Source organism: Pseudomonas sp. St29 (assembly GCF_001547915.1).
Taxonomy (GTDB): Bacteria; Pseudomonadota; Gammaproteobacteria; order Pseudomonadales; family Pseudomonadaceae; genus Aquipseudomonas.
Genome location: NZ_AP014628.1, coordinates 2236357 through 2248978 on the forward strand (window position 1 = coordinate 2236357; position 12622 = coordinate 2248978).

Below are 12622 nucleotides of genomic sequence, written 5' to 3' on the forward strand. Positions count from 1 at the left end.
AGCCGCCCATGCCGATTCTCGTTTCATATCCCCGTGCCTTCCTTGTGCCGACGCTGCTTGCCCCGGCCGCATCCCCGTGGGTGTGGCCTCGTCGGCGTTGCCTGGAAGGCATCGTAGTGCTTAAGGAATTTCTATGACCGCTGGCCTGCAAGGCTCCTTGATGGTGGACGTCGCCGGTACCTGGCTGACGGCTGAAGATCGCCAACTCCTGCGTCAGCCGCAGGTGGGCGGGCTGATCATTTTCGCTCGGAATATCGAGCACCCACGCCAGGTGCGCGAACTGAGTGCGGCGATCCGGGCGATCCGCCCGGACCTGCTGCTGGCGGTGGATCAGGAAGGTGGCCGGGTACAGCGATTGCGTCAGGGCTTTGTCCGTCTGCCGGCGATGCGTGCCCTGGCCGACAACCCGAATGCCGAGTACCTGGCCGAACAGTGTGGCTGGATCATGGCCACCGAGGTCCTGGCGGTGGGCCTGGACCTGAGCTTTGCCCCAGTCCTGGATCTGGATCACCAGCGCAGCGCGGTGGTGGGCAGCCGGGCTTTCGAGGGCGATCCGGAGCGCGCGGCGCTGTTGGCCGGTGCCTTTATCCGCGGCATGAACAGCGCCGGGATGGCGGCCACCGGCAAGCATTTCCCCGGGCATGGCTGGGCCGAGGCCGACTCCCATGTGGCGATTCCCAATGACGAGCGCAGCCTGGACGAGATCCGCGCCAAGGACCTGCTGCCGTTCGCCCGCTTGAGCAAGCAGTTGGCGGCAGTGATGCCGGCCCATGTGATCTATCCGCAGGTCGACTCGCAGCCGGCCGGTTTCTCCCGACGCTGGCTGCAGGACATCCTGCGTGGCGAGTTGCAGTTCGACGGGGTCATCTTCAGCGACGACCTGTCCATGGCCGGTGCCCATGTCGTCGGCGATGCGGCAAGCCGGATCGAGGCGGCCCTGGCGGCCGGTTGTGACATGGGGCTGGTGTGCAACGATCGCGCCGCGGCCGAGCTGGCCCTGAGCGCCGCCCAGCGCCTGAAGGTGCAGCCGTCGCCACGTCTGGCCCGGATGCGCGGCCAGGCGTTCGCCAATCTCGAATACAAGCAGGACCCGCGCTGGCTCGCGGCTCTTGAAGCGCTGAAGGCCGCGCAGTTGATCGATTGAGGTGGTATGGCACGGCACCGCATGTTGCCCGGTGCCCGTGCATTGACCGGCCTCAGCGGCCGGTTTTCTTGTCCGGCAAGGGCGCGAACAGGGCTTCGATGTCTTCGCTCTGCAGCTTCCAGTCGCCGGCCGTGCGCCCGTCCAGCACGCCTGCCGCCAGGTCCGATTTCTCCTGTTGCAGGTGTTGGATCTTCTCTTCCACAGTGCCGCGGGCGATCAGCTTGTAGACGAATACCGGCTTTTCCTGGCCAATGCGGTAGGCGCGATCGGTGGCCTGGCTCTCGGTCGCCGGGTTCCACCACGGATCGTAGTGGATCACGGTGTCGGCCTCGGTCAGGTTGAGGCCTACGCCGCCGGCCTTGAGGCTGATCAGGAAGATCTGCAGCTTGCCGCTCTGGAAATCCCGCACCGGCGTGCGCCGATCCCGGGTCTGGCCGGTGAGCAGGGCGTAGGCAACGTTGCGTCGTTTCAGTTCGGCCTCGATCAGGCTCAGCATCGAGGTGAACTGGGAAAACAGCAGAATGCGTCGACCTTCCTCAAACAGCTCCTCGAGCATCTCCATCAGGCTGTCCAGCTTGCCCGAGGAGCTGCCGCGCGCCGGTGGCGAGTCATTGACCAGGCGCAGGTCGCAGCACACCTGGCGCAGTTTGAGCAGGGCTTCGAGGATGATGATCTGGCTGCGGGCCACGCCCTTGCGGGTGATTTCGTCGCGGACTTTCTTGTCCATGGCCAGGCGCATGGTTTCGTAGACGTCCCGTTGCGCCTCGTTGAGTTCGACCCAGTGGATGATCTCGGTCTTGGGCGGCAGCTCAGTGGCCACTTGCTCCTTGGTGCGGCGCAGCAGGAAGGGTTTGATCCGACCGTTGAGGTGTTGCAGGCGCACGTCGCTGGCGTGCTTTTCGATCGGTACCCGGTAGTCGCGGTTGAAGCTTTTGGCATCGCCAAGCCAGCCCGGCAACAGGAAGTGAAACAGTGACCAGAGCTCTCCCAGATGGTTTTCCAAAGGCGTGCCGGACAGGCACAGGCGCTGCCGGGCATTGAGTTCGCGAGCGGCCTGGGCGGCCTTGCTCGACGGGTTCTTGATGTACTGCGCCTCATCGAGAATCAGCACATGCAAGGGTTGCGCGGCCAGCAGTTCGACGTCCTTGGGCAGCAGCGCGTAGGTGGTCAGCAGCAGGTCGTAGTCGGCCAGTTGCGCGAAGTGTTTCTTGCGCCCCGCGCCATACAGCGCCAGAACCTTGAGTTGCGGGGTGAAGTGCGCCGCCTCGTCCAGCCAGTTGGGAATCAGGCTGGTGGGCATCACCACCATGCACGGCCGGTCCAGGCGCCCGGCATTCTTCTCGCTGAGGATATGCGCCAGGGTCTGCAGGGTTTTGCCCAGGCCCATGTCATCGGCGAGGATGCCGCCCACTTCCAGCTGGCGCAGGGACTGCATCCAGCTCAAGCCTTCCTGCTGATAGGGGCGCAGGGTGGCATTCAACCCCTCTGGCACCGGCGCCGAGTAGTCCTTGATGTCGCGCAGGCGCTGGGCAAAGGTGCGGATATGCTCGCCACCTTCCCAGAGCAGCGGCAGGTCCTGCAGCGGGTTGAGGCGGGTGGCGTCGGCGCTGCTCAGGCGCAGGGTGGTTTCGCCGGGCTCTTGCAGGTAGAACTCCCCCAGAGTGGCCAGCACCGGCTTCAGGCGCCCATAGGGCAGCGCCACTTGCAGCGTGCCGTGCAAGGAGTTGGGGCGGTGGGGAATGTTCACCAGGATCAGCTCGTCATCGCGGCGCTTGGCCAGGCGTTCAGGGTTGAGGATCTCGGTGTGGGAGCGCATCAGGTTGAGCAGGATCGGCAGCAGGCTCAGGCGTTCGCCATTGACGATGATCCCCAGTTCCAGGTCGAACCAGTCGCGCCCGGGGGCTTCGTCGACACTGGCATACCAGTCGTCCACCGCGGTCAGGTCGAAGCCGAAGCCATCGTCGATCTGCAGTTCCCAGCCCTGGCTGCGCAGTTTGGGCAGTTCATTGAGGGTGAAGGTCAGCCAGGCGCTGTCGTTGACCATCTCGAACAGTTCGCCGGCGCTTTCCGGCAGGGCCTTGCTCTGCCGGGTGGCGATCTTGAAGCCCAGGCTGCGCAACTGTTCGCGCCAGCCTTGCTCCAGTTCTGGCTGGCGCTTGATGCGCAGGCTCTGGTGTTCCTGGCGGATGATCACATCGGCATTCTTCGGGCCGCTGACGTACTCGCCCCCGTAGTTGAACGACAGCGCGGCGCGGTGCTGGATGTAGCGCTGCATCTTGCCGTTGCGCGGTTCGAAGGCACTGAACTCGATGCTGGCCAGCCACAGGCGCGGCACTGGACGCACGTCCTCCAGCAGCACCTGGGGCAGGGCGGCGGGGCGACGGCTGTCGAGCACGGCAGAGAGTTTCTCCAGCAGTTCGGCGTCCTTGGCTGCCGCCGGGTAGGCCAGGGTTTCTTCCACTTGCAGCAAGACGGCGACCACATGTTTGCAGTTGCTGCGTACCGGGCAGGTGCAATGGGTGTCGATCAGCAGCAGGCTGCCCTTGCTCGACTCGCGCAAGTTGATGCTCTGCCGGTAGACATTGCCACTGGAACCCTCGCAGCTGGCGGTGATAGCGCTGTCTGCGGCGCTGACGATGCGCACGCGCTTTTCCAGGGCATAACGCCGGCCGCGCTCCAAGGTTTGTTCCTTGAAGCGGTTGACCCAGGACGGGGCCAGGGGTTTGGTCAGGGGCGGGCTCATAGGGACTTCGATCAGTCCGGTATTTCAGTTGGAGCGGGGCGAGGTGCCGGTGCGGTGAGCGAGGTGATCTTGATCAGCAGGGCCAGATGGCCGTTGTCCAGGTAGTTGAGCTGGCCGTTCTTGGTGTGGCTTTGCTGTTTCAGGCGTTCGCTGCGGGTGACCAGGCCATTGCTGTCGATCTGGTTGATCCAGAAGTCCGCGTCGACATCGGTGAAGCGCCCGAGCTTGAGGTTCAGGGTGCCTTCGATGGGGAACTGGCCGAACTGTTCCGGACCGTCGCTGAGGGCCACCTTGACCGGGGTTTCCCCCAGTGTCTGCTGCCAGGCCTTGTGCAGCAGCACGCTGTAGTTGCCACTGGCGTTGAGCTTGTCGACGATCCCGCCCAGGGCGGGCGTGCGCTGGCTGTCGGGGCTCAGGTGTTGAGCGCCGGCGGCCCAGTCTTCGGGAGCGGCGCGGCTGAGGATCTGCGGCTCGGCGTTCTGCCGGACAAGGATCATTTCCACCTGATACAGGTCGTCGGCAAAAGCCAGGGGCGCGACCAGGGTCAGGAGCAGGGTCAGGGAGCGGAACAGGCGCATGGGGCGTCCTTCAAGCAGTTTTCGGGGTGAGGCGTTCAAACAGTGCCTCCAATGTATTAAAGCGCTCTTCCGGGCGCTCCATCGGCACCATGAACTTGAACAGGGTTGCGCCTTCGAATTTGTAGCGTTTGGGTTGGCTCTGGATCAGCTTGATCAGCGCCAAGGGGTCTACCGGAGTGTCCGCGGCGAATTCGATACGCCCGCCTTGCGGGCCGCCATCGACCTTCTTGATCCCCAGGGTCTCGGCCTGGAGCTTCAGCAGGGTCAGGCGGATCAGGTTCTTGGTCGGCTCGGGCAGCAGGCCGAAGCGGTCGATCATTTCCACCTGCAGGTCCTTCAGGCCGTCTTCGTCGGTGGCGGAGGCGATGCGCTTGTAGAGAATCAGGCGCGCGTGCACATCCGGCAGGTAGTCCTCGGGAATCAGCGCCGGCAGGCGCAGGTTGATTTCCGGCCCGCCGCCCAGGGGCTGGTCGAGGTTCGGCTGCTCGCCCTTGCGGATGGCTTTTACCGCGCGCTCGAGCATCTCCATATAAAGGGTGAAGCCCACCGCCTGGATCTGCCCGCTCTGGCCGTCGCCCAGCAGTTCGCCGGCGCCGCGGATCTCCAGGTCGTTGGTGGCCAGGACAAAGCCGGCCCCCAGGTCCTGGGTATTGGCGATGGCTTCCAGGCGCTTTTCCGCGTCCGGGGTGATCTGCTGGCGCGGTGGCGTCAAGAGGTACGCGTAGGCCTGGTGGTGGCTGCGTCCGACCCGGCCGCGCAACTGGTGCAGTTGGGCCAGGCCGAACTTGTCGGCGCGCTCGATGATGATGGTGTTGGCGCTGGGCACGTCGATCCCGGTCTCGATGATGGTCGAGGCGATCAGCACATTGAAGCGCTTGTGGTAGAAGTCGCTCATCACCTGTTCGAGTTCGCGTTCGCGCATCTGCCCGTGGCCGATGCCGATCCGGGCTTCGGGCACCAGTTCGGCCAGCTCGGCGGCGCATTTATCGATGGTCTTCACGTCGTTGTGCAGGTAATACACCTGGCCGCCACGCAGCAGTTCGCGCAGCAGGGCCTCTTTGACCGTGCTCTTGTTCTGCTCCATGACGAAGGTCCGCACCGACAGGCGGCGGGCCGGCGGGGTGGCGATGATCGACAGGTCGCGCATGCCCGAGACTGCCATGTTCAGGGTCCGCGGGATCGGCGTGGCGGTCAGGGTGAGGATGTCGACTTCGCTGCGCAGGGCCTTGAGCTGTTCTTTCTGGCGCACGCCGAAACGGTGTTCTTCGTCGATGATCACCAGCCCCAGGTTCTTGATCTTCACATCGTCCTGCAACAGCTTGTGGGTGCCGATGACGATGTCGATCTTGCCTTCGGCCAGGTCCGCCACCGCGGCGTTCACTTCCTTGGCCGACTTGAAGCGGCTCATCACTTCCACGGTCACCGGCCAGTCGGCGAAGCGGTCGCGGAAGCTGTTGTAGTGCTGTTGGGCGAGCAGGGTGGTGGGCACCAGGATCGCCACCTGCTTGCCGCCGTGGACCGCAATGAACGCGGCGCGCATGGCCACTTCGGTCTTGCCGAAACCGACGTCGCCGCACACCAGGCGGTCCATCGGTTTGCCCGAGAGCATGTCCTCGCGCACCGCTTCGATGGTGCTCTGCTGGTCCGGGGTTTCCTCGAAGGGGAAGCCGGCGCTGAAGGTGGCGTAGTCGGCCTTCGGATCGGCGAAGGCGTAACCTTCGCGGGCGGCGCGGCGGGCATAGATGTCCAGCAGCTCGGCGGCCACATCGCGGACTTGCTCGGCGGCCTTGCGCTTGGCTTTCTGCCAGGCTTCCGAGCCCAGGCGGTGCAACGGTGCCAGGGCGTCGTCGCTGCCGGTGTAGCGGGCGATCAGGTGCAGGTTGGCCACGGGCACGTAGAGCTTGGCGCCCTCGGCGTACTCCAGGGTCAGGAACTCGGCGGCCTGGTTGTCGATCTCCAGGGTAGCCAGGCCCAGGTAGCGGCCGACACCGTGGTCGATGTGCACCACCGGCGCGCCTTCACGCAGCTCGGTGAGGTTCTTGATCACTGCATCGTTATTGGCGTCGGCGCGTTTTTCCCGGCGCCGGCGCTGCATCACCCGCTGGCCGAACAGTGGGCTCTCGGCCACCAGGGCCAGGGCCGGATCGTCCAGCACCAGGCCTTCGTCCAGGGGCGCGATGGTGATCGCCAGGCGTTCCTTGCTGGCGACGAAGTCCGGCCAGCTGTCGACGGTCTTGGGGCGCAGCTTGAGGCGTTCCAGCAACTCCAGCAGCACTTCCCGGCGGCCGGCGGATTCGGCAGTGAACAGCACCCGGCCGGGGAACTCGTCGAGGAAGCCCGAGAGCGCCGCCAGCGGCTGGTTGGCCTTGGCTTCGATGGCCAGGTTGGGCAGTTCGTGGGCCGGAAAGCGCTCGCGACCGACGCCGGTTTCGATGTCCTGCTGGCTGGCCACCACCCGTGGCCAGTTCTTCAGGCGGGCGAAGCAGTCTTCCACCGGCAGGAACAGTTCGGCCGGCGGCAGGAGTGGGCGCGAAGGGTCGACGCGGCGCTCTTCGTAACGGTTGCGTACATCGTTCCAGAAGTTTTCCGCGGCCTGTTCGATGCCCGGCAGGGAGAACACCTGGGTGTCCTGGGGCAGGTAGTCGAACAGGGTCGAGGTCTCTTCGAAGAACAGTGGCAGGTAGTACTCGATACCGGCCGGGGTAATCCCGCTGCTCAGGTCCTGGAAGATCGGGCAGCGGCGGAAGTCCACGTCGAAGCGTTCGCGAAAGCGTGCCTTGAAACGGGTCACCGCTTCTTTCTGCAGGGGGAATTCCTTGGCCGGCAGCAGGCGCACCGAGTCGACCTTGTCGATGGAGCGCTGGTTCTCCGGGTCGAAGGTGCGCAGGGTTTCGATTTCGTCGTCGAACAGGTCGATGCGGTACGGCAGCTTGCTGCCCATGGGGAACAGGTCGATCAGCGCGCCGCGCACGGTGAATTCGCCGTGCTCGTAGACCGTGTCGACGTAGCGGTAGCCGCTGGCCTCCAGACGCGTACGCATCTGTTCCACATCGAGCTTCTGGCCGACATCCAGCACCAGGCTGCTGCCCAGCAGGAACTGGGTTGGCGCCAGGCGATGCAGGGCGGTGGTGATCGGCACCACCAGCACGCCGTGCTCCAGCTCCGGCAGCCGGTAGAGGCTGGCGATGCGCTGGGAAATGATGTCCTGGTGCGGCGAGAACAGGTCGTAGGGCAGGGTTTCCCAATCGGGGAAATGCAGCACCGGCAGGTCCGGGGCGAAGAAGCTCAGCTCCTGTTCCAGCCGGTCAGCGCTTTGGCTGTCGGCGGTCAGCAGGAGGGTAAAGCGCTTGGCAGCGCTGGCGGCTTCGGCGATGGCCAGGCTCAGGGCGGCACCGGGCAGGTTGCCCCAATGCTGTTTACCGGCGGCGGCGGGGAGTAGCGGTAGACGCAGGACGGGCACGGACGGTCAAGCTCCAAGCGTTGCGACGAAAGTCGGTAATTGTAACGGCCCCGGGTGGCCACTGTCAGTGGCTGATGCGTCTATTACGCCGGTCCGGGCAAATGTAGTGGCTATGACAACAAAATGTGCTTTTTGGGCGCAAATGTAGTGCCGAATCCGGCTGGTGTTACGGAGGGTTACAGACAGCCTGTTGAGCTGTCCAAAAAATTGACGCTGCTGGAAGCCGCGGTTTTACTGGCCTCCAGCACAGTGGTGTTTTTTTGCAAGGGCTTTTTGTTACGTTCCGCACGACAGGCGCGCATTGCTACGACAAGAACAGGGCGGCATAATGTAGCCCCTTTTTTCTGCCCCTACATGTGGAAGGTTCCCGTGACTCAGAAGCCCGACCAGTGTCTTGGTGAATGGATCGACCGTGAAGCACTCGCAGAAGCGATGATTCCGCTTATCGGTCAGCTCTACCGCAATAACAATGTGGTGAGCTCGATCTATGGCCGCAGCCTGATCAACCAGTCTGTCATCGCGATTCTCAAGGCTCATCGCTTTGCTCGCCATCGCTCCTCCGACGACAGCGAACTCTCCGTCCACGAAACATTCCCACTGCTCAAGGCCATGAGCGAGCTCAAGCTCGGCGCGGCTTCGGTAGACCTGGGCAAGTTGGCGTTCAAATTCCGCAACGAAGGCAATGGCCGCAGCGCCGAGCAGTTCGTGCGTGAAGAAATGGCTGACGTGGTTGGCCAGCAAAACGCTTCGGCCCGCAAAGGCACTGACGTTGTCCTGTACGGCTTCGGTCGTATCGGCCGCCTGCTGGCGCGCATCCTGATCGAGAAAACCGGTGGCGGCGACGGCCTGCGCCTGCGGGCCATCGTGGTGCGCAAAGGCGCCGAAAACGACCTGACCAAGCGCGCCAGCCTGCTGCGTCGCGACTCGGTACACGGTTCGTTCAACGGCACCATCACCATCGACGAAGAAAACAACACCATCACTGCCAACGGCAACCTGATCCAGGTGATCTACGCGAAGAACCCGACCGAGGTGGACTACACCCAGTACGGGATCAAGAACGCGCTGCTGGTGGACAACACCGGTGTATGGCGTGACGCCGACGGCCTGGGCCAGCACCTGGCCTGCCCGGGTATCGACCGCGTGGTTCTGACTGCGCCTGGCAAAGGCAAGCTGAAGAACATCGTTCACGGTATCAACCACAACGAAATCACCGCTGAAGACAAGATCGTGTCCGCCGCTTCCTGCACCACCAACGCCATCGTGCCGGTGCTCAAGGCTGTGAATGACAAGTTCGGCATCATCAACGGTCACGTCGAAACCGTTCACTCGTACACCAACGACCAGAACCTGATCGACAACTTCCACAAGGGCGATCGCCGTGGCCGTAGCGCCGCGCTGAACATGGTTATCACCGAAACCGGCGCTGCCACTGCTGCTGCCAAGGCCCTGCCTGAGCTGGCCGGCAAGCTGACCGGCAACGCGATCCGCGTTCCAACGCCAAACGTGTCGATGGCCATTCTCAACCTGAACCTCGAGAAAGCCGCCACCCGTGAAGAGATGAACGAGTACCTGCGCTACATGGCGCTGCACTCCGACCTGCACAAGCAGATCGACTTCGTCAATTCGCAGGAAGTGGTCTCCACCGACTTCGTCGGTTCGCGTCACGCCGGTGTGGTCGACGCTGAAGCCACCATCGTTCAGGACAACCGCGTTGTTCTGTATGTCTGGTACGACAACGAGTTCGGTTACAGCTGCCAGGTCGTGCGCGTGATGGAAGACATGGCCGGGGTCAACCCGCCAGCGTTCCCACGCTAAGCGATAGCTGAAATGAAAACGCCCCGACTCGTCGGGGCGTTTTTGTTTGTGGCTTTCGCCGGTCAGCCGGGGCGGCACCGGCTTGCCGGCGACGCTTTGTCTCAGGCGCCGCCAGCCGCTTGCGCGGTACGCAGTTCGTGGCGGTTGCCACGGAACAGCACCAGGGTGGCGATCAGTCCCAGTACCGCCGCGCCGCTGAGCCAGATGCCCGGAGCTGCCTGGTTGCCCAGGACGTGGATCAGGTAGGTACAGGCCGCCGGGGTGAAGCCGCCGAAGGTTGCGGTCGCCAGGCTGTAGGCCAGGGAGAAGCCCGTGGTGCGCACTTCCACTGGCATGATCTCGGTCAGGGCCACCACCATGGCGCCGTTATACGAGCCATAGAGGAAGGACAGCCACAGCTCGACGATCAGCAGGTGACTGAAGCTGGGGTTGGCCACCAGCCAGGACAGCGCCGGGTAAGCGGTGAAGATCGCCAGGATGGTCGCGCCCAGCAGCAGCGGTTTGCGCCCGACCTTGTCCGACAGCGCGCCCATCACCGGCAGCCAGAAGAAGTTCGACAGGCCGATGCACACGGTCACCAGCAGGGCGTCGAAATCCGACAGGTGCAGCTCGGCCTTGCCGAAGGTCGGGGTGTAGGCGGTGATCAGGTAGAAGGACACGGTGGTCATGACCACCAGGGCCATGCCGGCGATGACGATGCCGAAGTTCTGACCGATGGAGCGGACGATCTCCTGCAGCGAAGGGCGATGCTTGCGGGCCTGGAACTCCGGGGTTTCCTCCAGGGAGCGGCGGATGATGAAAATCGCCGGAACAATCATGCAGCCCACCAGGAACGGCACGCGCCAGCCCCAGTCACCCATCTGCTCGGGGCTCAGCCAGTGGTTCAGGCCCACACCCAGCAAGCCGGCGAACACCACCGCCGCCTGTTGGCTGGCCGACTGCCAGCTGACGAAGAAGCCCTTGCGGCCCGGAGTGGAGATTTCGGCCAGGTACACCGATACCCCACCCAGTTCGACGCCCGCGGAGAAGCCTTGCAGCAGCCGGCCCAGCAACACCAGCAGGGGCGCGGCCACGCCGAGGGTGGCGTAGCCCGGCACGCAGGCGATCAGTACGGTGCCTGCGGCCATCAGCGCCAGGGTGATGATCAGGCCCTGGCGACGACCGTGGCGGTCAATGTAGGCACCGAGGAAGATCGCTCCCAGGGGGCGCATCAGGAAGCCGGCGCCGAAGGTCGCCAGGGACAGCATCAGCGAGGCGAAAGCACTGTCGGCAGGGAAGAAGGTCTTGGCGATTGCCGTGGCGTAGAAGCCGTAGACCATGAAGTCGAACATCTCGAGGAAGTTGCCGCTGACAACGCGAAAGATCGCCTTGCCTTTGCCCGTGGTCGTGGACATTTTTTTCACTCACTTTGGCTGTCTTGTTAGCAATCCCTGGTCGTTATGCGTCCCTTACTGCAAAGTCGGGGCACGAGGCTGCACGCTGAACAGTTTTGTAACGATATGTGTATGAAGGCTGTCAGGCAACTAAATCTCTTGGTTGGGCCGCGCAGGCTCTGGAACGGGGTTCTGGCCGTGAGCGAGACGGGGCTCCGGGTGGGTGGGCGGCCGTCGTCTGTCACATAATGGCGTTTTGCATCGTGACGTAGCCCTGCGGGGCACTTGATTGGGAGAGCGGATTGTGTGGGCAAGCCATTTCTGGCGGGGCGCCGGGTTGTGGGCGGCGACAGCGCTGTTGGCCGGTTGTGGGGGCGAGCGCGTGGAGAGTGTTTCCGGGCCGACCATGGGCAGTACCTATTCGGTGCAGTATGTGCGGCACGCCAATGGCCCGACGGCGTCTCGGGTCAAGAGCGAAGTCGAGGGCATTCTCGCCGAGGTCGATCGGCAGATGTCCACCTATCGCGCTGACTCGGATATCGAGCGCTTCAACGATTTGCCGGCCAACAGCTGTCAGCCGATGCCCGAGCCGGTACTGCAGTTGGTGCGTGTGGGGGAGCAGTTGTCTCGTGACAGTGATGGCGCCTTTGATCTGACCGTGGAGCCGCTGCTCAATCTCTGGGGCTTTGGTCCCCAGGGGCGCGAGGAAAAGGTGCCGAGCGCCCCGGCGCTGGCGCAAGTGCGGCAGCGGGTCGGGCATGGCCACCTGCATATCGACGCTGGGCAGTTGTGCAAGGACGCGGCAGTGGAGGTGGATTTCAACAGCATCGCCGCCGGCTATGCCGTGGATCGTATTGCTGCCCGGCTGGTGCAATTGGGGGTCGACAGTTTCCTGGCTGAGGCCACCGGTGAAATCAAGGCGGTTGGGCGCAAGCCGGACGGCTCACCTTGGCGCATCGCCCTGGAAGAGCCCCGGGATGACCGGCAAGTGGCCCAGCGGGTGTTGGCGCTGGATGGTTATGGTGTATCCACGTCCGGCGACTACCGTAACTACTTCGAGCAGGATGGGCGGCGCTACTCCCACACCTTCGACGCGCGAATCGGCAGGCCCATAAACCACAGGCTGGCGTCGGTGACGGTGATTCATCCTTCGGCGCTCATGGCCGATGGCCTGTCGACGCTGTTGCTGATTCTCGGCCCCGAGGCGGGTTGGGAGTACGCGGAAAAACATCGGATCGCCGCATTTTTTGTGATGCGTGCCGATACAGGCTTCGTCACACGCAGCAACCCGGCCTTCGATGCGTTGTCGGCGGGGGCAAAACAATAAACCGGCACGCTTCACGAACGCTGTAGTGCAGGCAAAAGTAGCCTACGACGCGACCAAGGGTTAATGTGCGCGGCGTTGACGCTTCTATAGACTGTGCCCGGGTTCGTAACCGAGCCAAATTGATCCTTCATGCCGCTGGCCGCGGCATGATTTAGCCGGAGATGCCAGAAGGGCATCTC

7 protein-coding genes are annotated in these 12622 nt (G+C 63.7%); 3 read left to right on the plus strand and 4 right to left on the minus strand.

Annotated elements, in window-relative coordinates; translation table 11 throughout:
• Nucleotides 1-145 precede the first annotated feature (145 nt).
• Nucleotides 146-1144: a beta-N-acetylhexosaminidase gene (gene nagZ / locus PST29_RS10200; protein WP_173655934.1), complete on the plus strand. Its 999-nt coding sequence runs from the start codon at nt 146-148 to the stop codon at nt 1142-1144.
• Between the two features lie 52 nt (nt 1145-1196).
• Here nagZ and PST29_RS10205 read toward each other — a convergent pair whose 3' ends face one another.
• The 3 genes from PST29_RS10205 to mfd are packed head-to-tail and all read right to left on the minus strand — an operon-like array spanning nt 1197 to nt 7925.
• The gene (locus PST29_RS10205) at nt 1197-3887 is read right to left on the minus strand and encodes a DEAD/DEAH box helicase (RefSeq protein WP_060842979.1); all 2691 of its coding nucleotides are present in this window, start codon (nt 3885-3887) and stop codon (nt 1197-1199) included.
• Nucleotides 3888-3898: 11 nt separating this feature from the next.
• Complete coding sequence (locus PST29_RS10210) at nt 3899-4465, minus strand: CsiV family protein (protein ID WP_060842980.1); 567 nt, start codon at nt 4463-4465, stop codon at nt 3899-3901.
• A gap of 10 nt (nt 4466-4475) precedes the next feature.
• On the minus strand, nt 4476-7925 hold the full coding sequence (gene mfd / locus PST29_RS10215; protein ID WP_060842981.1) for a transcription-repair coupling factor: 3450 nt from the start codon (nt 7923-7925) through the stop codon (nt 4476-4478).
• Nucleotides 7926-8279: 354 nt separating this feature from the next.
• On the opposite strand from mfd, the gene PST29_RS10220 reads away from it, so the two are divergent.
• The gene (locus PST29_RS10220) at nt 8280-9743 is read left to right on the plus strand and encodes a glyceraldehyde-3-phosphate dehydrogenase (RefSeq protein ID WP_016967095.1); all 1464 of its coding nucleotides are present in this window, start codon (nt 8280-8282) and stop codon (nt 9741-9743) included.
• Nucleotides 9744-9844: 101 nt separating this feature from the next.
• Here PST29_RS10220 and PST29_RS10225 read toward each other — a convergent pair whose 3' ends face one another.
• Nucleotides 9845-11137 carry an MFS transporter gene (locus tag PST29_RS10225; RefSeq protein ID WP_060838362.1) on the minus strand — a complete coding sequence of 431 codons (1293 nt, stop codon included), beginning with the start codon at nt 11135-11137 and terminating at the stop codon, nt 9845-9847.
• A gap of 385 nt (nt 11138-11522) precedes the next feature.
• On the opposite strand from PST29_RS10225, the gene PST29_RS10230 reads away from it, so the two are divergent.
• Nucleotides 11523-12443, plus strand: coding sequence for an FAD:protein FMN transferase (locus PST29_RS10230; RefSeq protein WP_173664430.1), 921 nt, complete (start codon nt 11523-11525; stop codon nt 12441-12443).
• Nucleotides 12444-12622 lie beyond the last annotated feature (179 nt).

What these genes read in the sequence shown, in the direction of transcription:
- PST29_RS10205 (WP_060842979.1), bottom strand. Translation starts at nt 3,887, where the DNA reads ATGAGCCCGCCCCTGACCAAACCCCTGGCCCCGTCCTGGGTCAACCGC.
- PST29_RS10210 (WP_060842980.1), bottom strand. Translation starts at nt 4,465, where the DNA reads ATGCGCCTGTTCCGCTCCCTGACCCTGCTCCTGACCCTGGTCGCGCCC.
- PST29_RS10220 (WP_016967095.1), top strand. Translation starts at nt 8,280, where the DNA reads ATGTGGAAGGTTCCCGTGACTCAGAAGCCCGACCAGTGTCTTGGTGAA.
- PST29_RS10225 (WP_060838362.1), bottom strand. Translation starts at nt 11,137, where the DNA reads ATGTCCACGACCACGGGCAAAGGCAAGGCGATCTTTCGCGTTGTCAGC.
- PST29_RS10230 (WP_173664430.1), top strand. Translation starts at nt 11,523, where the DNA reads ATGGGCAGTACCTATTCGGTGCAGTATGTGCGGCACGCCAATGGCCCG.